The organism is Cryobacterium sp. TMT1-66-1 (assembly GCF_004403435.1).
Lineage (GTDB): Bacteria > Actinomycetota > Actinomycetes > Actinomycetales > Microbacteriaceae > Cryobacterium > Cryobacterium flavum.
Genome location: NZ_SOGP01000017.1, coordinates 203,057 through 227,075, shown reverse-complemented (window position 1 = coordinate 227,075; position 24,019 = coordinate 203,057). Strand labels below are relative to the sequence as shown.

Annotated in this window: 20 protein-coding genes; 15 read left to right on the top strand and 5 right to left on the bottom strand. The window is 63.2% G+C overall.

Annotation, left to right across the window (positions count from 1 at the left end):
• The first annotated feature begins 57 nt into the window (after positions 1–57).
• The 14 genes from E3T29_RS13210 (at position 58) to lnt (ending at position 16,191) form a co-directional block, all read left to right on the top strand.
• Positions 58–1,896, top strand: coding sequence for a proton-conducting transporter membrane subunit (locus E3T29_RS13210; protein ID WP_241987810.1), 1,839 nt, complete (start codon positions 58–60; stop codon positions 1,894–1,896).
• A gap of 3 nt (positions 1,897–1,899) precedes the next feature.
• On the top strand, positions 1,900–3,390 hold the full coding sequence (locus E3T29_RS13205) for a NuoM family protein (RefSeq protein WP_134345944.1): 1,491 nt from the start codon (positions 1,900–1,902) through the stop codon (positions 3,388–3,390).
• A 6-nt stretch (positions 3,391–3,396) separates the two neighbouring features.
• Positions 3,397–4,842, top strand: coding sequence for an NADH-quinone oxidoreductase subunit N (locus E3T29_RS13200; protein ID WP_241987809.1), 1,446 nt, complete (start codon positions 3,397–3,399; stop codon positions 4,840–4,842).
• A gap of 143 nt (positions 4,843–4,985) precedes the next feature.
• On the top strand, positions 4,986–5,372 hold the full coding sequence (locus E3T29_RS13195) for a metalloregulator ArsR/SmtB family transcription factor (protein ID WP_134345942.1): 387 nt from the start codon (positions 4,986–4,988) through the stop codon (positions 5,370–5,372).
• The gene (locus E3T29_RS13190) at positions 5,369–7,339 is read left to right on the top strand and encodes a heavy metal translocating P-type ATPase (protein WP_134345940.1); all 1,971 of its coding nucleotides are present in this window, start codon (positions 5,369–5,371) and stop codon (positions 7,337–7,339) included. Before E3T29_RS13195 ends, E3T29_RS13190 begins: the two co-directional genes overlap by 4 nt.
• On the top strand, positions 7,332–8,570 hold the full coding sequence (locus tag E3T29_RS13185) for an MFS transporter (protein WP_134345939.1): 1,239 nt from the start codon (positions 7,332–7,334) through the stop codon (positions 8,568–8,570). The genes E3T29_RS13190 and E3T29_RS13185 overlap by 8 nt, the downstream gene beginning before the upstream one ends.
• A 111-nt stretch (positions 8,571–8,681) precedes the next feature.
• The gene (locus E3T29_RS13180) at positions 8,682–9,128 is read left to right on the top strand and encodes a hypothetical protein (RefSeq protein ID WP_134345937.1); all 447 of its coding nucleotides are present in this window, start codon (positions 8,682–8,684) and stop codon (positions 9,126–9,128) included.
• 253 nt (positions 9,129–9,381) lie between these two features.
• Positions 9,382–9,774, top strand: a complete 393-nt coding sequence (locus tag E3T29_RS13175) for a DUF6804 family protein (protein WP_134345935.1) — start codon at positions 9,382–9,384, stop codon at positions 9,772–9,774.
• Positions 9,775–9,896: 122 nt separating this feature from the next.
• Positions 9,897–11,282, top strand: a complete 1,386-nt coding sequence (locus tag E3T29_RS13170; RefSeq protein WP_241987808.1) for a multicopper oxidase family protein — start codon at positions 9,897–9,899, stop codon at positions 11,280–11,282.
• A 75-nt stretch (positions 11,283–11,357) separates the two neighbouring features.
• Positions 11,358–11,846 (top strand): hypothetical protein, encoded by a 489-nt coding sequence (locus tag E3T29_RS13165; protein ID WP_134345931.1) that lies wholly within the window; start codon positions 11,358–11,360, stop codon positions 11,844–11,846.
• 145 nt (positions 11,847–11,991) lie between these two features.
• Complete coding sequence (locus E3T29_RS13160) at positions 11,992–13,491, top strand: multicopper oxidase family protein (protein ID WP_134345929.1); 1,500 nt, start codon at positions 11,992–11,994, stop codon at positions 13,489–13,491.
• 249 nt (positions 13,492–13,740) lie between these two features.
• The gene (locus E3T29_RS13155) at positions 13,741–14,181 is read left to right on the top strand and encodes a hypothetical protein (protein WP_134345927.1); all 441 of its coding nucleotides are present in this window, start codon (positions 13,741–13,743) and stop codon (positions 14,179–14,181) included.
• 218 nt (positions 14,182–14,399) lie between these two features.
• On the top strand, positions 14,400–14,630 hold the full coding sequence (locus E3T29_RS20490) for a multicopper oxidase domain-containing protein (protein WP_134346046.1): 231 nt from the start codon (positions 14,400–14,402) through the stop codon (positions 14,628–14,630).
• 94 nt (positions 14,631–14,724) lie between these two features.
• Entirely contained in the window at positions 14,725–16,191 is a 1,467-nt protein-coding gene (gene lnt, locus E3T29_RS13145; RefSeq protein WP_241987806.1) for an apolipoprotein N-acyltransferase, read from the top strand.
• A gap of 604 nt (positions 16,192–16,795) precedes the next feature.
• Here lnt and E3T29_RS13140 read toward each other — a convergent pair.
• Positions 16,796–17,080, bottom strand: a complete 285-nt coding sequence (locus E3T29_RS13140; protein WP_134345923.1) for a hypothetical protein — start codon at positions 17,078–17,080, stop codon at positions 16,796–16,798.
• A gap of 190 nt (positions 17,081–17,270) precedes the next feature.
• Complete coding sequence (locus tag E3T29_RS13135) at positions 17,271–17,633, bottom strand: MerR family transcriptional regulator (RefSeq protein ID WP_134345921.1); 363 nt, start codon at positions 17,631–17,633, stop codon at positions 17,271–17,273.
• Positions 17,634–17,888: 255 nt separating this feature from the next.
• Here E3T29_RS13135 and E3T29_RS13130 point away from each other — a divergent pair, with 255 nt between their 5' ends.
• Positions 17,889–19,409 carry a SulP family inorganic anion transporter gene (locus E3T29_RS13130; RefSeq protein WP_134345919.1) on the top strand — a complete coding sequence of 507 codons (1,521 nt, stop codon included), beginning with the start codon at positions 17,889–17,891 and terminating at the stop codon, positions 19,407–19,409.
• 59 nt (positions 19,410–19,468) lie between these two features.
• Here the strand turns inward: E3T29_RS13130 and E3T29_RS13125 are convergent, their stop codons facing one another.
• The 3 genes from E3T29_RS13125 to E3T29_RS13115 all read right to left on the bottom strand — a co-directional run bounded on the left by E3T29_RS13125 (position 19,469) and on the right by E3T29_RS13115 (position 24,012).
• Positions 19,469–20,806, bottom strand: coding sequence for an NAD(P)/FAD-dependent oxidoreductase (locus E3T29_RS13125; RefSeq protein WP_134345917.1), 1,338 nt, complete (start codon positions 20,804–20,806; stop codon positions 19,469–19,471).
• A 108-nt stretch (positions 20,807–20,914) separates the two neighbouring features.
• Positions 20,915–22,531: an isocitrate lyase gene (locus E3T29_RS13120; RefSeq protein ID WP_134345915.1), complete on the bottom strand. Its 1,617-nt coding sequence runs from the start codon at positions 22,529–22,531 to the stop codon at positions 20,915–20,917.
• Between the two features lie 320 nt (positions 22,532–22,851).
• Positions 22,852–24,012: a threonine synthase gene (locus E3T29_RS13115; RefSeq protein ID WP_134345913.1), complete on the bottom strand. Its 1,161-nt coding sequence runs from the start codon at positions 24,010–24,012 to the stop codon at positions 22,852–22,854.
• Between the last annotated feature and the right edge of the window lie 7 nt (positions 24,013–24,019).

Below are 24,019 nucleotides of genomic sequence, written 5' to 3'. Positions count from 1 at the left end.
CTGGCAGGAATTGCACTCTGCGTCACGGGGCGGCGTGCGAATCTTGTCGCCGTTCCGGTGTCGCTTGTCACCGCCAGCCTCACCGTGGCGTCGGCGTTCGTCGTAGCTTCCGTCCGCCCGTCCGTCGAAGTCCCATTCGTGGCCGGAGCCCGGTTCGGACTCGCCGTCGATGGGCTCTCGGCCTTGCTCGTACCGACGGTCGCGGTTATCACCCTCATGGTTTTGGTCTTCGCGGCCGCTGAGGGAACGGAATCGCCGGCGCGCTTTCATGGGCTGATGCTCATCTTTGCGGCGGCCGTTGCGGTGACGGCGACCGCCACCACGATTCCCGCTCTGCTGTTCGCTTGGGAGATCATGGGCGCCATGTCTTTCGCGCTGATTGGCTTCCGCTGGCGGGAGGACCACCGGGTCGGTGCCGGACTGACCGCGTTCATCACGACCAGGCTCGGCGACCTCGGCCTCTACCTCGCGGCCGGAGCCGCCTTGGCTGGCGGCGCAGGGTTGGGACTCGCTGACCTGGCTGCGGCTCCCTCTCCCTGGCGTCACATCATCGCCGCGGGAATTCTGATGGCCGCATTCGGCAAGGCAGCCCAACTGCCTTTCAGCTTCTGGCTCTCCCGGGCGATGGAAGGCCCAAGCCCGGTCAGCGCCCTCCTGCATTCGGCGGCGATGGTGGCGATGGGCGGCTACCTCCTGCTGCGACTGGCTCCGCTGCTGGAGGTCACCGGTTGGGCTGCGACGACCACAGCGTGGGTGGGGGCGCTGACCGCTCTGCTGCTCGGCGCGGTCGCCGTCGCCCAGCAGGACCTGAAACAGCTCCTGGCGGCATCGACTGCAGCGCAGCTCGGTTTCGTGGTGCTGGCTGCCGGCGTCGGCTCGGTGGCGGGCGGGACGACCCACCTCATCGCTCACGCTTCAACGAAAGCGCTCTTGTTTCTCGCGGCGGGCGCCTGGCTCGCGGCGCTCGGCACCAAGCAACTGCCAGCGCTCCGGGGCGCCGCCCGCCGCTGGCCGCTCGTCGGAGTGACGTTCGCCGTCGGCGCCCTGTCCCTGGCCGGAATAGCTCCTCTGGCCCTGTGGGCGACGAAGGATCAGCTGCTGGCCGGTGCCTTGAAAACCAGCCCGGCCCTGTATGTCGTGGGCTTGGCCGCCGCCGCACTCGCCGCAGCATATGCGGGCAAGGCTGTCATCATCGTCTGGAGCCACCCGCTGGCGAATGCCCGCGACGAGTACGACACCGAGCAGCGCGGCACGCGGCACATCGGCGCCTGGGAACGGGTGCCGCTTACCGTCCTGGCGGCGGGCGCGGCGCTCCTGGGAGTGCTCGCTCTGCCGCCGGTCGGCGGCTGGGTACGGGGTGTGCTCGGAGCAGAATCAGATCCGCGGCCAGGCGCCCTCGAACTGGTCGGCTCGGCCATTCTGGCACTTCTCGTGCTCGGTTTGGTGGCCTGGAAGCGGACGCCTCGGCCTTCCTGGGCCGCGAACTGGTTGGGGCTCGAGCGGATGACCCGGGTCGTGTTCGTTGACCCGGTGCTTCTTGTGAGCCAACGGCTCGCCCATTTCGATGACGCAGTGCTTGATCGCGGAATCCACACTGCGGCGCGTGCAGCGCTGCGCGGGGCCAGTCGACTCGGCCGGTTCGATGACCACGGGCTGGATGCGGCCGTGACTTTGGCTGCGCGCGGCAGTATCGTCACCGGTTCCGCGGTGGCCCGGGCAGACACCGCCGGTGTGGATGCGGCCGTTACGGCTATCGCCGGCGCCGCGCGCCGGTTCGGCGTGATCGCCCGGCGTCCCCAAACGGGCCAACTGCATCAGTATTACGCACAAATCACCGTCGTTCTCGCTGCCGCCGTAATCCTTCTCCTTGTTTTCCTTTTTCCTGTTATGAGGTAGTCCATGCTCAGTCTTGTCGTCTTCCTGCCGGTACTGACCGCGGTGATCCTCGTTGTCGTGCCCCGGGTTCCGGACCGGGCCGCCCGGTGGGCCTGGCTGGGGATCGCTCTTATCGATCTCGCGCTGCTGGTCGGAATGTGGATCGGCTTTGACAGCCCAAAACCTGGCGACCTCGCGTTCGAGGAACGGCTGCAGTGGATGCCGAGTGTTGGCAGTAGTTACCACGTCGGAGTGGACGGTCTGTCCCTGCCGTTGCTCACTCTCACCGCGGTGATCTTCGCCGCCTGCGCGGTCTATGCCCTCAGGGAGAACGACCGGCCCAGGCCGCAGGCCGCTCTCTTTCTGTTTCTCCAGTCGGCCTGCCTCGGCGTGTTCGCCGCGCAGGACCTGATCTTGTTCTTCGTCTTCTTCGACCTGTCACTCGTCGGCATGTACTTCGTCATCGCCGGCTGGGGCCACGGCAACGCTGCGCGCTCGGCCCTGAAGTTCTTCCTGTACACGTTCCTCGGGTCCCTCGCCCTGCTACTCGGTTTCATCGGCTTGTATCTTGGCGCCGACCCGCACACCTTCGATATGGTTGAGCTCGCCCAGTCTCCCCCCTTTCAAAACAACCCCGTTGCAGGGGGCTTCGTGCTCGCCGCCATCCTCATCGGCCTCGCGATCAAGACACCCACGTTTCCGTTCCACACCTGGCTACCGCCGGCTCACACCGATGCCCCCGCCATCGGCTCTGCCGTGCTGGCCGGCGTGCTACTGAAAATGGGCACCTACGGTTTCGTGCGCATCGCGATGCCCCTACTTCCCGACGCCTGGCGATCCTGGGCCTGGGTCATCATCGTCGTCGGCATCGTGTCGGTGCTCTATGGCGCCCTCGTTGCCCTGGCCCAGACCGACGTTAAACGGATGATCGCCTACACGTCGGTCAACCATATGGGCTACATCGTTGTGGCCGTCGGCGCCGCTGGCGTCGTCAGCGACAGCTCCGCCCAGGCGCAACAGCTCGCCGTGACCGGCGCCGTCGTGCAGATGGTCAGCCATGGCCTGATCACCAGCGCACTTTTTCTCCTCGCTGGCGTGCTGTACGAACGACGAAAGAGCTACGATCTCAACGCTTTCGGCGGGCTCGCGGCACCGGCACCCCGGTACGCGGCATTCTTCGCCGTCGCCGCATTCGCGTCCCTCGGACTGCCCGGCTTCAGCGGGTTCATCGCCGAATTCCAGATTTTCGCCGGCAGCATTGGAACCGTACCGCTGAGCCTGCTCGCACTCCCCGGCATCCTGATTACCGCGGCATTGTTTCTCCTCGCGTCGCAGCGTCTGCTCACGGGCACAACACGCGGGTTATCTACCGGGTTTAGCGACCTGAACACAAACGAGACACTCTCCATCGGCTCGCTGCTGGTTCTTTCGGTAGTCATCGGCGTGTTCCCGCGGTTCCTGCTTGACATCATCGAACCCGCAGCATCCGTCGTCGTCAACCTGGTCAGCCGTTAGTTGCCCGTGAACGTAGCACTGGACACTCTCGCCCTTTTGCCGGAAGTTTTCGTTCTCGGCGGGGCGATCGTTGCGCTCCTCGCCGGGTCGTTCCTCCCCCGGAACCGCCAAGTCGCGACCCGGTGGATCGCCATCTTGGCGCTGATGGCGAGTGTGGTCGCGGCGGCAGTCGGGATGATGCAGCCGTCGACGACGATCTTCGAAGCGAGCTTCGCCGTGGACATCGGCTCCGGTTTCGGTCGAATCATCATTGCCCTGGCAACGATTTTCGTTATCGTGCTCGGAATCGAGGAGCTCAGTGGTGCGCGCCGGGAAAGCGAGACATACGCCCTGCTGCTTCTCGCCGCCCTCGGCGCAATGCTCCTGTCTGGCGCAAGCGACCTCCTCATCCTCGTGACCGGGTACCTGCTCACCTCAATCCCGTTATATGCCCTGATTGGAATGAGTCGTTCTCCTGGTGCCGCCGAGGCGGCGATGAAAACGTATCTGCTCGGAGCCTTGCTCGGAATCATGATGCTGCTGGGCGTCACCATGCTGTTCGGAGTCGGCGGAGGCACCTCGTACCGTCAGCTGGGGCCCGCTCTAGTCGATGCTCCGGCTGCCGCCGTGGCCGTCGGGGTCGTCGGGGTGCTCGGCGGCCTGATGTTCAAGGCTGGCGGTGTGCCGGGACACTTCTGGATTCCGGACGCGACGCAGGCGTCCGGCACGGCTGTCGCAGCCTTCCTCACCACAGCTCCGAAGATCGGCGCTCTCATTGCGGCCTACCGGCTGCTCGATATCATTCCGGGAAGCATCGACTGGCCACTGTTGGTCGGGCTTCTTGCCGCTGCCAGCATGACCCTCGGGAACTTTGCCGCATTCTGGCAAGACGACGTTCGCCGGCTGCTCGGTTGGTCAACCGTGAGCCAGGTCGGCTACCTCATGCTGCCGGTCGCGGTCGCCGGGCGCAGCGACCTCGCCCTGCCATCGCTGCTCCTCTATCTCGCAGGCTACGCCGCCACCAACCTCACCGCTTTCGCCGTGGTCGCCGCACTTCCCACTCGCCGCACCCTCACCGACTATCGCGGGGCGGCCAGGACCCACCCCTGGCTCGCCGGCGCCCTCATCGTGAGCCTGCTCGGCCTCGTCGGAACACCCCCAACCATCGTGTTCATCGGCAAACTCACCACGCTCGCCGCGGCCTGGGACGGAGGCCTAGCCTGGCTCGCGGTCATCGCCGTGATCAATAGCGTGGCGAGCCTGTTCTATTACCTGCGCTGGCTGGCACCAATGTTTTCCCGCACTGTTGCACTTCCGCTTTCCCCGTCGACTGCGTCACCGGCCGCTGCCGCAGCACGTGTGCGACGCCGCTGGGCAGCTGGCTCCGCCGTCACGGGATCGGCATCCGTACTTATTCTCGGCATCGTCGCCGGCGGCATCCTCTCAATTGCCGGCTCTCCCCTTGTTCACTGAATGCGACAGTGTCTGCATGTCACGCGAGATTCAGGCCCCCTGCGAGGCTTGACGTGGCCACCTGCGTCGTTCAATCTGGTTTCAGAAGCTGTCCCGGCGCATAGTTTCAAAACGCCAAGATGCGTGTCTGCTACTATTTGCGTATGGATGCAGATAAACAGATATGTGGTCGTCTTCCCGAAAGTGACTTCGTAGAACTGGCCGTAGAGATCTTCTCTATGCTGGCGGATGCCACCCGGGTACGTCTGATTTTGGTGCTTCGAGACGCGGGAGAGCTGTCGGTGAATCATCTTGCTGACATCGTCGACAAGACTCCCGCGTCGGTGTCCCAGCACCTGGCGAAAATGCGCCTGGCGCGCATCGTCTCTACGCGTCAAGAGGGAACGCGCATCTTTTATCGCCTCGAAAACGAGCATGCCGCGCAGCTGGTCCGCGACGCGATCTTCCAAGCCGAGCACAGCCTCGGAGGCACGCCTCGCCACCACCACCCCGACCTCGCAACGACAGGCGCAGAGGCTACCAGCGCATGACGAACACGCTATTGGACGCGCCAATCCGAACGGGCGGCCGCGTCCTCGCGAAGCCCCCATCAATCTTCCGCACGGGCAGCCACCTACCCGAGGTGCGCTGGGCCGGCCTCGCGCTGCTGCTGTTCCTCATCGCCTGGCCCCTGCAACTCACTGGCGCACCCGCACCGGTATGGTGGACGATCTATCTCGCGTGCTACCTCGCCGGCGGGTGGGAGCCGGCATGGGCCGGAATCTCAGCCCTGCGCGCCAAGGTCCTCGACGTGGATCTGCTGATGATCGTCGCCGCGATCGCCGCAGCATCCATCGGCCAGGTTTTCGACGGCGCTCTCCTCATCGTCATCTTCGCCACGAGCGGAGCGATCGAAGCCCTCGTCACCCAGAGGACCGCCGACTCAGTCAGCAGCCTGCTCTCCCTGGCGCCCGAACAAGCCAGCCGCCTCACCCGCTCGGCGACCGGTGACAAGCTCGTCACCGTCGACACGGCAGACCTTCGGGTTGGAGATCTCATCCTCGTCCGTCCCGGCGAGCGGATCGGAGGCGACGGCATCGTCGTCGAGGGCATCAGCGAGGTCGACCAGGCCGCCATGACGGGAGAGTCAGTTCCCGTGCGCCGCGAGCCCGGTCATGAAGTACTCTCCGGCACTGTCAACGGCACTGGAGCCTTGACCGTGCAGATCACGAGCCCGGCAAGCGAGTCGGTCATTGCCCGTATGGTGTCTTTGGTTGCCGAAGCATCTGAGACGAAGCCGACGCGTGCACTTTTCGTAGAGAAGGTTGAGCAGCGCTATTCGCTTGGCGTGGTCATCGCGACCGTTGTCGTGTTTGCGCTGCCGCTGCTGTTGGGCGAGGATTTTCGCGACGCCCTCCTGCGCGCGATCACCTTCATGATCGTTGCTTCCCCATGCGCGGTCGTTCTGTCAACGATGCCTCCGCTGTTAGCTGCGATCGCCAACGCCGCTCGCCACGGCATCCTCGTCAAGTCCGCCACCGTGATGGAGGCGATGGGACGCACTCAGCTGGTTGCCTTCGACAAGACCGGCACCCTCACCGAAGGTGCTCCTATCCTCGTCGAGGTCACGCCCGCCACTGGGTATGACGCACAGGCCGTCGTGAACCTCGCCGCTGCCGTCGAGCACCACAGTGAGCACCCCCTTGGCCGAGCCGTCGTGCGCGCTGCCCAAACACCGGTGACCCCGGCGACCAATTTTCGGGCCATTCCCGGCCAGGGCGTTCAAGGCACGGTCCACGGGCAAATCGTGCGTGTCGTTCAAGCCCCCAGGGAACGCACCGACACGATCGGAACGGTCGTCGAAGTACTCGTCGACGGCAAACTCGCCGGAACCCTAACGCTGGAGGACGCGCTCCGCCCGGACGCGGCAACAGCAGTCGCACGCACCGCGGCGATCACGCAACACCCGGTGCATCTACTCACCGGCGATAACCAGCGCACCGCGGCCGATATCGCGGCCCGCACTGGCATTACCGAAGTGCGCTCCCGCCTGCTCCCCGAAGACAAAGCGGCCATTGTGCGGAGGCTCGAGGGCGATGGTATCTCGGTGCTGATCGTCGGTGACGGCGTAAACGACGCCCCCGCCCTCGCGTTGGCCAGCGTAGGCATCGCGATGGGACGCCACGGCTCTGACCTCGCGCTGGAGACCGCCGACGCCGTAATCATTCGTGACGAACTCGCTGCGATCCCGAGCGTCATCGAACTCTCGCGGAAGGCGCACCGGTTTGTCGTGGCCAACCTCGTCATCGCGGGGACTTTCATAGCCGTACTCGTCACCTGGGACCTAATCTCGACGCTGCCCCTCCCCCTAGCCGTGGCCGGCCACGAAGGTTCCACCGTGATCGTGGCCCTCAACGGTCTGCGACTCCTTCGCACACAGGCCTGGCACCAAGCTCCGACTCCAAGCCGCCCGCTGGAACAGATGGTCACTGCCCCGGAGGACACCCCTCATGCTTGAGGTCCTGCGCAACCGAACCTATCGCCGACTGTTCAGCGCGCAGATCGTGGCGCTCATCGGCACCGGACTGCTCACCGTGGCCCTGGGCCTGCTCGCGTTCGACCTGGCCGGCGGCGACGCCGGCATCGTGCTCGGCATCGCGCTGACCATCAAGATGCTCGCCTATGTCGGCATCGCCCCGGTGATCTCCGCGCTCACCGCCCACGTCCCGCGAAAGACCCTGCTCATTTCAGCGGATGTGCTCCGCGCGATCGTCGCACTTTCGCTACCATTCGTCACCGAGGCCTGGCAGATTTATGTACTCATCTTCGTGCTTCAGGCTGCCTCGGCAACCTTCACCCCGGCATTTCAAGCTCTGATTCCGGAGGTTCTGCCGGAGGAAAGTGAGTACACCCGGGCCTTGTCGCTCTCCCGACTGGCATATGACCTCGAGTCGCTGCTGAGCCCGATTCTGGCCGCCGCGCTGTTGACCGTGATCAGCTATCATTCCCTATTCGTAGGAACCGTGGTCGGATTCGTCGGCTCCGCCCTGCTCGTGCTCTCGGCCACATTGCCGACCCACCGAGCATCCGTTCCGGCGCCCTTTTGGGAGCGCCTCACCCGAGGCGTCCGCGTCTTTGGGCGCACGCCGGAACTGCGGGCCCTGCTCGCGATGAATATGGTCGTCGCCGCCTCGACCGGCATGGTCATCGTGAATACCGTCGTGCTCGTGCAGAGCCACTTTGGTCGCGCCCAGTCCGACTTTGCGATCGCTCTGGCGTGTTACGGATTCGGGTCGATGCTGGTCGCACTGGCGTTACCACGGGTACTCGACCGCTTCGCCGACCGCCGCGTCATGCTGCTCGGCTGCGCCGTCCTACCTATCGGGCTGGTCGCCCTCGCCCTCGTTGTTCTCGCTCCGGCGACAGTCGTGACTTGGTCTGGCCTGCTTGTGATCTGGTTCGTGCTTGGCGCCGCCACCGCGCTGATCCTCACCCCATCGGCCCGCTTGCTGCGCCGTTCCTCCGACGAGACCACTCGGCCCGCGGTCTTTGCCGCGCAGTTCTCGCTATCCCACGCCTGCTTCATCGTGACCTATCCCCTAGCCGGAGTACTCGGCGCCCTGCTCGGCCTCGCCCCAACAGCCCTTCTGCTGGCCGCGCTGGGAACGGCAGCAGCAGTTACTGCCGCCCGCGTCTGGACACCGTCAACACCCGTTCGCGACACCGAATCACCGGCCGTGACAGCCTGACGCGACGGTCGACCAACATGGGTATTCAAGTTGCCAAACTCACGGTGAGGTACTCTGCGACTAGTGCAACCAATCAATCGACTGTGAGCTAATGACGAGAATGGAGGTGGCATGACGCTGAATCGCAGTGCGCGCACGATCGTCCCCGCCGTTCCTTTCTCCTTCTTCATCACGCTCCTCGCGTTGGCGGCGCTAGTGGCCGGCCTATTCGCCGTTCATTCAGCGGCCACCGGTCATGATCTTCCGACGCCGCTGCTGTCATCAGCATGGTCGGTGTCAGCCGGTGACCTCGCAGTGGGCACGATCGGTCTCGCCGAGGCCGCTCCGGAGTCCGTTCTGGTATCGTCGAGCGCCCACTATGGGACAAGCGATGGCACGTGGCTCGCCCTAACCTGCGTTCTTCTCCTTGGTCTTGTTGCATTGGTCTTCTGGACCGCGATATCGACGCTAACTCGGCATCTCTTCCCCGCCGCAGTCGTAACTCGCATTACCGCGCACGCCATCGCTTCGTCGGTTCCCAGCCCCAGCCTCACTCTGCTTTCAGTCAGTCGCGTCTAGACCCGATTTTGCGCCCAAGCCATGAGATGGCTCCTGCGTTGGCGGTGGCCCGTCCACTCGGTTTCTAATCAGGTGCACGCGTGGATTCTCAACCCTTCATGAGCGCTCGAGCAGTCCCCTTGGGCTAAATTCCTGCCACCTTGTTCGATTCGACCGGGCGCATCGCCGCAATCTCACCGCGTCACCATCACGTGATTTCAACGGTGATCACCGTTCGATTTTCCCATTTTCCCTTCTCGATAGGCTGAAAAATATGAGCACCAAGAGCAATAAAAGAACCAAAAGTACCAAAAGCACCAAGAAACGTGCCTCTGGCACCCCAGCCGCACCAACTTTCGTGCGCTCTGGGCTTGCACCGGGCTTGTTGGGAGCGTTGGTACTCTTGGCCGGGTTCGTGCTCATCGATGGGGAAGGCTTCACCATCATCCGATACGCCGTCAGTATTCTCGCGCTCATCCTCTGCGTCTTTGTTATTCAGGCCAAAACGTGGTGGTGGCTGGTGCTTCTGGCACCCATTGCGGTGCTCTGGAACCCGGTGGTGGTGATACCGCTCGAAGGCGGGGGCTGGCTCGCAGCCCAGTTCATCGCAGCCCTGACTTTCGTCGTCGTGGGCATTCGCAAAAAGGTCCCGGTTCGTCGCGAATGACCCGTTTGCCAGCCACTACCAATTTGTTCTCACCGGCCACACTAACCAGGCGAACGGTGGTCGGAGCCGGGCTCTCCGCCGCGGCGCTTCTTGCTCTTGCCGCGTGCAGCCCGCAGCCACAATTGCTATCGCCGCAGTCCGCTGCCGTTCGGGCTGCGGAGAAACGTAGGCTCGCGTCGGGGAATTCAGTCAAGGTCGAGCTTCGAGCCAGCGAGACCACCGTCGATCTGGCCGGCACGCTCGCCACGACCTGGAGTTACGGCGCACTTCCGGCCGCAACGATTCGTGCCACCCAGGGTGATCTGATCACGGCCCGCGTCGTGAACGAGCTGCCCGAAGCGACGACGGTGCACTGGCACGGCATCGCACTACGAAACGACATGGACGGTGCACCCCATCTCACCCAAGATCCCATCCCTCCACAGTCCGAGTTCAACTATCAATTTTTGGCGCCCAATGCCGGCACGTACTGGTTTCACCCACACATTGGAACCCAGCGCGACCGGGGCCTCTTGGGCGCATTAATCATCGAAGACCCGCACGAACCGATGGTCTATGACGACGAATGGGTCGTCATTCTCGATGACTGGATCGATGGGGTGAACGCCACACCTCCCGAAATACTTGCCGAGCTCTCCCAAGGCATGCGCGGCGCATCGAACAGCCAGAGCAACATAATGCAGGATGCTCGATCATCGCTGCTCCGCGGGCACGCCGGTGATGTGAAGTATCCGCATTACCTCGTCAACGGTCGGCCTGCCGCCGATCCGGAGACTTTCCGTTCACGTCCCGGGGCGCGCATTCGCATCCGGCTGATAAACGCTGGCGGTGACACTGCCTTTCGAGTTGCTCTGGGGTCACATCGGATGACTATCACTCACACGGATGGTTACCCGGTCGAGCACGTTGACGTCGACAGCATCCTGCTCGGCGTGGGCGAACGCTACGACGTGCTCGTCACGCTCGGCGACGGCGCCTTTCCCTTCGTTGCCGAGGCAGAGGGAAAAAAGGCCCGTGGGTTTGCAGTTGTTCGAACCGCGTCGTTGGCCACCGCACCCACCTCAAACGTCACGGTGCCCGAACTCACCGGACAGGTCGGTACAGCCGATGAGCTCGCCGCCGACGCGGAGGTTGCGCTGCCCGTCAAAAATATCGACCGACAACTGACCGTGCGTCTCACGGGCGGCATGGCAAGCTACGACTGGGCGCTCGACAAACGCCCATTCAATATGGGCAAGCCACTCGACAACGCTCGAATCATCCGTGCCGGTGAACGCGTCGGGATCGATTTCGTGAACACAACAACAATGTGGCACCCGATGCATTTACACGGACACACCTATCAGCATTTGGGCGGCGGTCCCCGCAAGGACGCCTCCATTGTGGTTCCCGGGCAAACACTCTCCGTGATTTTCGACGCGAACAACCCGGGCCAGTGGATGCTGCACTGCCACAACGTGTATCACTCCGAATCCGGAATGATGACGACGGTCGCCTACGAAAAATAGTGCGTGATCCACGATTCATCGGTCCCGCTGAACCTACATTCAGGATTCCCAGCTGGCCATGCGATACCGTGAGAGTTGACATGGGCAGTCCACTCTTGGGCTGAGAACAAAGCAGAAGGTAACATGACGCTGGTTCGCGCGGTACGACGGATAGTCGCACCCGTCTCTCTGTCGCCTTTCGTTTCGCTGCTGGCCCTTGCCGCTCTGCTTTTTGCTGTTTTCGCGTTCCATTCCGAGGCCACTGGGCATGCCATGCAAGCGGTTCCCGCTGCGTCGGCAGCGGCCAGCCAACAGGCAAACGTTATGGGCGTGGCGGCTGTCGCCGCTACATCCGTTGTTGATGCGATCGCCTCCGGCAGCCGTGATGGAACGCTCGATTGCGCGCTGTTCGTGATGACGTGCATGCTGCTGCTCACCCTCGTCATCATACTTTTCGTGACTCGGCTTCCGGCCATGCGTCGGCGTCTGCTCGATACCGGTGGCGTCACTCTGGGATCATGGCGCAGCGTTGGCTTACCGATTCACCGTCCCAGCCTCACCCTTCTGTCGATCAGTCGCGTTTAGACCGTTATGGAGTTCCGAGCCAGTACCTGGCAGTGGAACTTTACCTCGCCATCGGCCGCATTGCCGCTCCGCCGTAATGCCGCCATGTCGCTCATCTGAGCTGGTCAAGACTTCGGCGTCCCGATTATCGATTGAAGGAAACATAATGAACTCATCTCTTACGCGTCGCACATTTCTCGGCGCTTCCCTGGCCACAGCGGCCACAGCAGCACTGGCATCCTGCTCACCATCACCGGCGGCGAAGACGGTCGATCGCATCCTGCCAACGGATCGGCTGGTTTCACAGTACGAAGATTCTCGCTCCTCGAACGGAACAACGGTCACGCAGAAGCTCAGCGCCGGTGTATTCGACACGACCGTCGCTGGCATCGCATTGAGCACCTGGGGATACAACGGAGCGGTCAACGGGCCCGTTATCCGCGCGAAAACGGGGGATACGCTCAACGCCCAGGTCGCCAATGCGCTCGTGGAATCGACGAGTGTGCACTGGCACGGTTTGGCTTTGCGCAATGACGCCGATGGGGTGCCGGTTGTGACCCAACCGGCGATCAAACCGGGCGCCAACTTTGACTATACGTTTCGACTTAACCACCCCGGCACCTATTGGTATCACTCGCACGTGGATATGCAACGCGAACGTGGCCTCTCGGGCGCGCTCATCATCGAGGACCCGCGAGAGCCTCTGCTGTATGACCAGGAATGGGTCATCATGCTCGACGACTGGCTCGACGGCATCACCGGCACCCCCGAAGACGCCCTGGACGAACTATCCATGGGTATGGACATGTCCGGAATGGATATGCCCATGACGCACATGCTGATGGGCGCCACCAGCTCCTACCTCGGCGGAGACGCCGGAGATGTGAGCATGCCAGCCCACCTCTTCAACGGAAAAGCCACGCAGGATGCGGAGGTATTCCAGAGCCGACCGGGCAACCGCATACGTCTGCGGATCATTAACGCCGCCGGAGACACTGCCTACCGGGTGGGTGTGCCGGGGCAGAAGATAACCTTGACGCACACGGACGGGTTCCCAGTGCAACAGGAGGATGTCGACGCGGTCGTGCTAGGCATGGGCGAACGCATCGATGCGATCCTCACCGTTCAGGACGGATACACGCCGCTTCTGGCCATCCCGGAGGGAAAGGACGGCCGCGCCTACGGCCTCATCAGCACCGGCAGCGGCACCGCCCCAGGCGCCGCCACACTTCCGTCAACCCTGGACGGCACAGTCACCGACGGAGGGCGTCTCACCGCAGACGAATCCGTTCTCCTCACCGCCACGAAACCCGACCGCATCCACACCATGCGTCTAACCGGCAGCATGGGGAAGTATGACTGGAGCATTAATGGGCGACGCTTCGACATGAAGAAGCCGTTTGCGGGCGCCTTTGATATCGGTCTGGATGAACGCGTTCAGGTCAAGATGGTGAATGACACCAGCATGTGGCATCCCATGCACCTGCACGGACACAGCTTCCAACTGAGCAATAACGGCGCACGCAAAGACACCGTAATCGTTCGCCCGAAAGAAACCGTCACGTTTGAATTTGACGCCGACAACCCCGGACAGTGGATCGCCCACTGCCACAACGCGTACCACGCCGAACGTGGAATGATCGGACTGTTCTCCTACGTGAGATAGGGCACGGGCTGCTCCATCCCCAGGTCGGCCTCCTCGCCCTGAAATCTGCTTTCAGGAAAATCGCCAGATCACTCTTACTCAGTCGTGCGCCGATTTACTGCTCCATCCGTGCCCCACGTTTGGTGTTAGGAAATCCATTCAAGTGACTCATGAAAGGTTTCCCTACCCCTACGTGTCAGGGTGAGTTGGGGCCAGTAGCTCAGAGCAAGTCCGCCGTTTGACGTAGGGCGAGAATCAGGAAGTCCCACCATGTCCAGCCCCTCGTTGATCGCCGTGCGCGACGATAGTTCCATGAACAACAGCAGACCCGGCCCCCGCGCGGGCGGTCCCACGCCCCGGCGCTCGTTCACGCCGAAGCAGAAACTCGACCACCTCGCCGCCTACGAGGACGCCATCTCCCGGAACGGGGGTGGCGCGTATTTGCGGGAGCAGGGCATCTATTCCTCCCAGATCACGGAGTGGCGAAAACTGCGCGATGCGGGGGTGCTACAGGGCAAGAAACCTGGGGAGAAGATCGGCCGGCTCACGCCCGAGCAGGCCGAGATCGCCCGGCTTCGCCGTCAGCTCGATCTGACGGAGCGGCGGTTGGAAACGACGGGGGTGGCGTTGGAGATCATGTCAAAAATGCACGAGCTACTCGAAAATCTTTCGAAGAGCTCGCGGGACGAAACACCGCACACGAAACCGTGATGACCACCTACCGCGACCTCACCGGCCACGGCGTTCCGACCCGGACGGCCGCCCCGATGGGGGCAGTCCTGCTCATCGTCGGCGCAATCATAGCCGGGTAAAAACCGAAATGAACATGGACAGCTTTTGGTTCAACGCCATTTTCTCCGTCGCCCCTACTATTGGAGTCGGCCTTCCTCATGCGCGCGATCACTCACGCCGACCGAAACAAGTGAAAGATCTATGCCCGGATCGAGGCCGAAGAACGCGCCAAACTCCCGGTCAAGAATGAACCCCACGCCTTCCAAAACTCGGGCGGCGGAACACGCAAAGACACCTCAATCGTTGTGCCCGGTCGGACCCTGACCGTCGACATCGATGCAGACAACCCCGGTCGGCGGCTCCCCTACTGCCACGACCCCTACCACGGCGAAGCCGAAATGATGGGCGTCCATGCTTACCCTAAATGAGCACACTCCAACCGCGAAACGACTAGCACGAACTGCACCGAGCAGGACCAGGCTTTCCCTGTGGCTCGCCGCCCCCGTCGCCGCACTCGGAGGATTGCTGAACGCATTAGCGTTCCCCGGCACCGGCTGGTGGCCGCTGATCTTTGTCGGTACCCCACTCATCCTCTTCTCCCTTATAGGTCGCCGGGTGTGGGGAGCGCTTGGAGTTGGCTTACTCGCAGGCTTCTCATTCTGGGGAACCCACATCCTCTGGCTTACCATCTACCTCGGACCGGTGCCCTGGCTGGCCCTGGCCGGCCTGCAAGCGATCTTCTTCGCGCTGGGCTGCGTGCTCATTGCTCTCGCCTGGCGCTTCACCGACCAAGCGTTCCCCGGCGCATGGGGCCGCCTCGGACTGACACCCGTAATCATCGCGGGTCTGTGGACCCTTCGTGAGTACCTCACGAGCAACTGGCCATACGGGGGCTTCTCGTGGGGACGACTCGCCTTCTCCCAATCGGAAAGCCCGTTCGGACAGCTGGCCGCGTGGGTCGGCATATCCGGCTTGTCGTTTCTCATTGCGTGGGTCAGCGCCCTCATAATCCAGGTAACACGAGAACCAGCGTCCCGAAGCCGGATGCTCCGGAGCAGCGCACCTATTGGCTTGATCGCGCTGATGCTTTCCATACCGGCCTTTCCCCTCGTCCAGTCCGGAACCATGCGAGTCGCGGCAGTGCAAGGCAACGCGGATGCCGGACTGTTCGCCGAATACACGCCAGGCCAGATCCTCAACGACCATGTTGCTGCCACCAAACCGCTCTACGGAGAAGACGTGGACCTCGTCGTCTGGCCGGAGAACGCCTCCGACATCAACCCCCTAGAGAACAGTCGGTCCGCTGCAACGCTCGACCAGGTGACGGCGGGAATGAATGCGCCACTGATCACTGGCACCATCACATCCGACCGAAGTGGCATCTACAACAGCTTGCTGCTCTGGAAGAACGGAGAGGGTGCCGTTGACCAGTACGACAAAATTCACCCAGTGCCATTTGCTGAATACATCCCCGACCGTGACTTCTGGTATCCGCTGGCCCCCGATCTGTTCTCACTCATCCCGCGCGATTACGCAATCGGTACCCGCGACAATCTGTTCGATATCAACGGTGTAGCCGCCGGACTCGCCATCTGCTTCGACATCGTCGACGACAACCTCATCCGACAAATGATCGCCGGGGGAGCAAACGTCATTCTCGCACCGACGAACAACGCAGATTTCGGGCGCACCGACGAAAGCGTCCAACAGCTCGCAATCGCACGCCTGCGCGCCATCGAAACCGGTCGCAGCGTCGTGAACACCTCAACCGTTGGCACCTCGGCGATCATCGCCCCAGACGGCAGCACCATCGACCAGCTGCCAACTTTCACACCGGGGGCAATGATTCAGGAAGTGCCACTCAGCACGACAAAGACACTCGCCATGACCGCTGGCCAGACAATCGAGTTCACCGCTTCTGGTCTAGGACTCACTGGACTGCTCTTTGCGGCATTTCGCACCCGTCGCAGACGCGACCTCGAACGATAATCTCGGTCCATTGTGATCAAATTTCTCCGGTTCGGGCTCTCCACAACCGGAGTTGGCCTCTTCGCCGTCTCGTCAGGGCCGGTCAACGCGTACGCATGCGAGGCTGGGCGGGTGGCCGGTTTGACCTAGCGGCACCGGCGCGGTCGAATGGGGACTCGGCTGGCTGATCAGCTGTCGATACCGGACCGTGTCGCGACCAACTGCAAGCTCAAGAACGCGCAGGAACAGGAGGCCGCGGTTTCGCGCAGCTCGACGATCGGACCGGAATACAAACTCGTCTGGATAGCTGGGGAGGTGAACACGGTCCACCGCTCTCTGGTGAGTGCAGTTCTCCCCTATCGGCACCCTGGCGGTCCTCCGCACCTGTTTTCTATCTGGCCAACTATCAACTGTCAGAAATGTCCTGATATGTGACGGGGCGCTCGAGTCGCGAGTTGCCTCTGTTATCTGTCAGGACATCTCACCAGTAAAACACTAAGATCGCGGGGGCATCGCCCGGCGCCGTGGAGGCGTGTATCGCCCTCCGGAGGCAGGGGCGGCAGTTCGAATCTGCCTGGGGGCACACCAAGAAAGGCCCGGGAATGACGCGGCGGCGGGTTACGAGCTACGCCGTGACGTCGAGGGCCGCTTGGGGCGCCTGCCCGGTCAGGTAGCTCAAAGCATTGTCGATGGCGAATCCGAATGATTGCGAGTACTCGTCACCGGCGTATTTGGTGGCCAGGAGCTGAAGGTACGCCGGTGAAATCTCCTGACCGGCAAAGAGATATCCCGACTGACGGTCCAAGGCGATTTCGACCGCAAACATGGACACGATCTTTGAGCTGTCATCGACTCGACGTCCGGTCGCTTGATAGACGACCTCGCGATCGGATGCCGTCAACAGAGACATGAGCTTATCGCCCGGCTGCGCTCCGGTGGCGCGAGGGGCAGAAGTTCGACTCAGGGCGAGCCCAGCAATCGATGGGGCGGAGTTGACGCTCAGTGACATAGAAACTCGCTTCTAATAGAAGTAGTCAATTGGGGATGTGGGTCCCACTGTATCGAGGTGGTTTCGTCTATGTGCGTAGGGACCGCCGCTACTACTGCGCGCGGAGCAACTCCAGAAACTCGTCGGCCATGCCGAGTTGGTGCTGGAGTTTCTGGCGTCGGGCAACGGTTTCGGTGATGAAGGCGTCCAGTTGCTGCCTGGTTTCGGGGGTGTCGGCATCCGCTTCACCGTTTTGTCGGGCGTCGATGACCGCCAGCAGTGTCGTCATCTCGTCGAGGGTGAAGCCGAGCGGTTTCATGCGACGAATGAGCATCAGCCGAGTGAAATCGTCGGGCGTGTAGAGCCGAAAGCCACCATCGGTGCGAGCGGATGCCTTGAGTAGGCCGACCTCGTCGTAGTGACGGATCGTGCGCAGCGAGAGCCCGGTCTTGTCGGCGAGTTCGCCGATATGCATCGTGACCGCAGGGACTGTCGCGCCTGGTTCCACCGGAAGCCTCTTTCTTTAGGATCATAATCAACCCTTACGTTAGGGTAGTGTTGCAGAAGTCGGCTGACATTCATCTGTGAGCCCACTCTCCCACCATTGTCCTTGAACGCCCTGCCCGTGTGGGCACGGCCTCAAGGTCCGGTGGAGGTGCGCACTGCGGCGCCCACCCAACTCTTCCCTATCCACTTCGGCCGCATTGTCGGCCCAGCTTCTGGAGGCCTCATGGCCATCGTTCAAAAATCTGCTGCATCCAACCGCTATAAAGCGGAACCCTCGGTGCTCACCGCACTGCGCACGCCGCGCCTGCTCACCCGCGAAGTGCTCGCCGGACTGGTCGTGGCGATGGCGCTGATTCCCGAGGCCATCGCCTTCTCGATCATCGCCGGCGTCGACCCCCGCGTGGGCCTGTTCTCCTCGTTCGTCATGGCCGTCACTATCGCGTTCGTCGGCGGACGCCCGGCCATGATCACCGCCGCGACCGGCGCTGTCGCCCTCGTGATCGCCCCGGTCGCCCGCGACTACGGGATGGAATACTTCGTCGCCACCGTCATCCTCGCCGGGGTGTTCCAAATCGTGCTGAGCGTGGTCGGCGTCGCCAAACTCATGCGGTTCATCCCGCGCAGCGTGATGGTCGGCTTCGTCAATGCCCTCGCCATCCTCATCTTCACCTCACAGCTCCCCCAGCTGCTCGGCGTTCCGTTCCTGGTGTACCCGCTCGTCGCCGCCGGCCTGATCATCATGATCGTCATGCCACGTATCACCAAGGTCATTCCGGCGCCGCTCGTCGCGATCGTAGTACTCACCGTGGCGACCGTGGTCATCGGCCTCAACGTGCCGACGATCGGCGACCAGGGCGAACTGCCCAAGAGCCTTCCCGAACTGTTCCTCCCAAGCGTTCCGCTCAACTGGGAAACGTTCACCATCATCGCGCCGTTCGCGCTCGGCATGGCGCTGGTGGGAATTCTCGAGTCCCTCATGACGGCGAAGTTCGTCGACGAGATCACCGATACCCACTCCAATAAGACCCGCGAGACCTGGGGCCAGGGCGTCGCCAACGTCATGTCCGGCATCTTCGGCGGCATGGGCGGCTGCGCCATGATCGGCCAGACCATGATCAACGTGAAAGCCTCCGGCGCCCGCACCCGCATCTCCACCTTCCTCGCCGGCATCTTCCTGCTCGTGCTGGTCCTCGGCCTCGGCGACGTGCTCGCCGCAGTTCCCATGGCCGCCCTGGTCGCGGTGATGATAATCGTGTCCTATCTCACGTTCGACTGGCACAGCATCCGCTTGTCTACGTTGAAGCGGATGCCGAAAAGCGAGACCACCGTCATGGTCGCCACGGTCATCGTCATCGTTCTCACTCACAACCTCGCGATCGGCGTGGTCGTCGGGGTCATCGTCGCAATGGTCGCCTTCGCCCGCCGCGTCGCCCACCTCGCCCGGGTGGAACGCACTCTCGAACTCGACCAGCCCGTTCCTACCGCGTATTACACGGTGACCGGAGCGCTGTTCTTCGCCTCCAGCAACGACCTGATGACCCAGTTCGAGTACGCCGACGACCCCGACCGCATCGTCATCGATATGTCGGCCTCACACATCTGGGATGCCTCGACGGTCGCCACCCTCGACGCCATCACCTACAAGTACGCCCGACACGACAAGCACGTTGTGATCGAGGGGCTCAACGAGGCCAGCCACGAACTACACGCCCGTCTCGCCGGCAACCTCGGCGGCGCCCACTGACGCCGGCCTCAGTGGACAACTTTGTACGGTTGGGGGCGGCCAACACCCCACAAAAGTGACTATTGAGCGGGCCGGTCCCCCCATACCTGGGCCATAGGGATCTCTTGGTGCAGAATATTCGACGCCGCTCGGTGGCCGGAGCAGAGGGCCGCGGTGACCGTCGCGGGATCGTCCGTCCAGGTTGCCTCACCGGCGAGGTGCAGCACTCCCCCGATGGGCGTCGCGAGGTCGTCGTGGTCCGCCGTCGTGGAGCCGAGCTTCATGTAGGCGTACGAACCGTGAGCGAAAGGATCGTCCTGCCAGGCGGTGATGTGCACACTGGTCGGCTGCTCAACTCGGTCGCCGTACAGCCGCCGCAGCTGCGCGAGAACGGAGTCGACGACCTGTTGTTCTGACCACTCGCGAATCTCTCGGGCCACCGGACCCGCTGCAAAGGTCAACAGTGTCGGCGGTCCGTGCAGGGCCGTGAGGTCGTACCAGGAGTGCCACCGACGCCCTTCGGCCCCTTGCTGCCGGATTGCATAGACTCCCTCGTCCCAGAACGTGGTCGAAAACCGCAGAAAGACCTTCTCGAAGGCGTTCATGGTGAGTCGCCCCAGGGCGTTCGCGTTCGGTTCGGGGAGCGCTGGTTCAATCGTGAAATCCGGCGACTGGAGCACCCCGACGGGCACCGTCACGACCGCGGTGCCCGCCGTCAGCGTGCCGCCCCCTGTCGTGACGGTGACGCCCTCCGTCGACCAGCGCACCCGGGTGACGATCTGGTCGAAGCGGATGTCCAGCCCGGCCGCCAGGCGCCCCGGCAGTTGGTCATAGCCGTTTGGAAAGACCACTTCATCGCCGTCGATGACATCGTCGTCGAGGCCGTGCGCGGCCAGATCTTCGATCCACGCCCCGTATTGTTCCTCGCTCCGGTGCTGCAAAAACTCGCGCACCCGTTCCCCGCGCTCGAAGCTCCAGCCCTGGCTGGCCAAGGCCGTCTCGGTAGCGTCGCGGTAGGAGGCATCCGCTTTCGAGGTAGCGACCGCCGTGACGAGCGCGGCGTCGACCGCCCGCACGTCGTCGGCGAAGGCCAGCGCGGCATCATCAGAGAGTCGCTCGCCGGTCGGACCGTAGTAGGCGATCGGGCGGCTGTCCGGCTGGTATCCCCCGACGGTGAACTCCACGGTCGGCAAGCCGAACACCTCTGCCGCTGCCGCGACGGGGTTGTCAGTCACGCCGTGAATCCAGGATGCGCCCAGGTCGGTGACCAGCCCGTCGGCGCGGTTCGTGTACACCCGGCCGCCGACGCGGTCGCGGGCCTCGAGCACGACGACGCTGCGGCCCGCTTTCGCCAGCAGTCGAGCGGCCGTCAGGCCGGCTACGCCGGCGCCGACCACGATGGTGTCTAAATGTTCCATGCCTGACTTTGGCACACTTCTGCCACCGCGACCGTGTCTCAAGTCTGAACGGATACAACCAGGAAGCCCCAGTCTTTCGACTGGGGCTTCCTGGTCACTCAGTGGAAGTTAGTGGCTGCTCAAAGCCGGTTCCTCGAACTGGTTGCTCGTGTTATTCACGCCGCCAGCCTTGAGGGCTGCGGCACCGGCGAAGTACTCCTTGTGGTTGTCACCGAGGTCTGAACCAGACATGTTCTGGTGCTTGACCGTGGCGATTCCCTCGCGGATTTCACGACGCTGCACGCCCTTGACGTAGGCGAGCATGCCCTGGTCGGCGAAGTAGCCCTTGGCCAGGTCATCCGTCGAGAGTGCGGCCGTGTGGTACGTCGGCAGGGTGATGAGGTGGTGGAAGATGCCAGCCTCTTTCGAGCTGTCGCGCTGGAAGGTGCGGATCTTCTCGTCGGCGTTCACGGCAAGTTCAGTCTCGTCGTAGTCGACGCTCATGAGCTTGGCGCGGTCGTAAGCGGAGACGTCCTTGCCCTCGGCGAGGAGTGCGTCGTAGGCCTGCTGACGGAAGTTCAGGGTCCAGTTGAACGACGGGCTGTTGTTGTAGACCAGCTTGGCGTTCGGGATGGCCTTGCGAACCTCGTTCATCATGCCGGCGATCTGGCCGATGTGCGGCTTCTCCGTCTCGATCCACAGCAGGTCGGCACCGTTCTGCAGCGACGTGATGCTGTCGAGCACGCAACGAGCTTCGCCGGTTCCGGCACGGAACTGGAACAGATTGCTGGCCAGGCGCTTCGGGCGCAAAAGCTTGCCGCCCCGCTTGATGACGACGTCGCCGTTGCCGAGGTCGGCCTCTGTGATTTCGTCAACATCGAGGAAGGAGTTGTACTGGTCGCCCAGGTCGCCGGGCGTGTACGTCACGGCGAGCTTTTGGGTGAGGCCGGCACCGAGCGAGTCGGTGCGCGAGACGATGATGCCGTTCTCGATGCCGAGTTCGAGGAACGCGTAGCGAACGGCGTTCAGCTTGGCGATGAAGTCTTCGTGAGGAACGGTGACCTTGCCGTCCTGGTGGCCACACTGCTTCTCGTCCGACACCTGGTTCTCGATCTGGATGGCGCAGGCGCCAGCCTCGATCATTTTCTTGGCCAGGAGGTAGGTGGCTTCCGGGTTACCGAAGCCAGCATCGATGTCGGCGATGATCGGCACAACGTGGGTCTCGAAGTTGTCGATCTGCGTCTGGATCGTAGCTGCCTTGGCGTCATCGCCAACGATGCGGGCGTTGTCGAGGCCGGTGAAGAGCAGGTCGAGCTCGCGGGCGTCAGCCTGGCGGAGGAAGGTGTAGATCTCCTCGACCAGAGCCGGAACGGTCGCCTTCTCGTGCATGGACTGGTCGGGGAGCGGACCGAATTCGCTGCGCAGCGCCGCAACCATCCAGCCGGACAGGTACAGGTAGCGCTTGTTCGTCGTCTTGAGGTGCTTCTTGATCGAGATCATCTTCTGCTGGCCGATGAAACCGTGCCAGACGCCCAATGACTGGGTGTAGACGGAGGAGTCGGCGTCATACTCGCCCATGTCTTTCCGCATGATGTCGGCGGTGTACTGCGCGATCTCGAGGCCGGTCTTGAACCGGTTCTGGGCACGCATCCGGGCGACGGACTCGGCGTTGATGGCGTCCCAGCTGCTGCCGACCTGCTGCTTGAGAGCTTCGATGTCCTCGATGTCTTTCTGGTACTCAGTCATGTTCATTCCTTCGACGTATGAGTTGGGCTGAGCCGGGACTGCTGACTCAACTGGCCGGTATCGGCTGCTAAACCCAGATTGGTGCAAGAACAAGCGGTCTTCTCAAGAATGTTCACCAGAATAAACGTGATTCTTCTGCAATTGAAAAGTTTTTCGCCAGGGATCGGCCTATTCCGGCCAGAGGCCGGGTATGACGATAATCAGTCGGCATCGTGGGCACCGATGGCAGGATTCCAGCCCCTCGGCGGTGTCGACGCCGTCGGTGATCATCGTGACGCCGCAGGCAGGACACAGGGGGGCGTCCGCGGGGTCGTCGTCGATCATGAGTACCGCGTGGTTGACGTGGGCGATTTCAGGCCGGCACCGCAGAGGGGCACGACCACCGACTCGGCCGTGAGCAGGCTCTCGGCCGCCGCCCAGGTGCGGCTGGCGGAGTCGAACGTCTGGTCGACGGCGGCGCGCACCGCGGCGAAACACACGGCCGAGGTCGGCTCGACGAAGAGTCCTTCGTCGGCCAGTTCCTGCCGGGCGGCCGCGGTCTGCCGGTCGGTGATGGAGACGATGGTGCCGCCGGTCGCGCAAACGGCCGCGAGAATTTGTCGTCCCCGCGGTGGCGCCGCAATGGCGATGCCCTCCGCGATCGTGGCTGAGCCGTCAAGGGTCACGGGCGAGTCGAGACCCTGTGCCATGGCCTGTTCCAGCGGTGCACAAGCGGATGCCTGCACCGCGACAATCCGCGGCATCCACTCGGCGAGACCCGCGGCCACCAGCTCGCTGAAGGCGAGGTAACAGCCGAGCAGCATCGTTCCGTTGCCGACTGGAACCACCACGGTCTCGGGTAGGGAGCGCCCGCGCTGCTCCCAAATTTCATAGCCGTAGGTTTTGACGCCGTGCAGAAAATAGGGGTGGTAGACGTGGCTCGCGTACAAAACGCCGGGTTGCCCGGCAGCCCGCAGGGCCGCCGCGGAGGTGTCGGCGCGCGAACCGGGTACCAGTTCAACCGTGGCGCCGTGGGCGCGCATCTGCGCGAGCTTGCCGGGCGAGGTGGATTCGGGAACGTAGACCGTGCAGTCGATGCCGGCCCGACTGAAGTACGCGGCCATCGCTGTGCCGGCGTTGCCGCTGCTGTCGACCATGGCGCTTTCGACGCGCAACTGTTTGGCGAGGGTCGCGAGCACCACGGCGCCGCGGTCCTTGAACGAGAGCGTCGGCAGCAGAAAGTCCAGCTTGAGCTGCACGTGCGGCAGCGCGCGGGCTGGCACGAGCGGCGACAAGCCCTCCCCCAGGGTGATGGTGGGGTCGGCGGCGATCGGCAGGGCTTCGGCGTAGCGCCAGAGTGAGGGGGCGCGGCCGGGCAGGGCCGCGGCATCCACTGTGGTGTCGAAGGCAACCACGTCGAGCATGCCGCCGCAGCTGCAGAGCCAGACCAGGCTCTCCACCGGGTAGATGGTGCCGCAGTCGGAGCAGACGAGGTCGGGCATCTCTCCA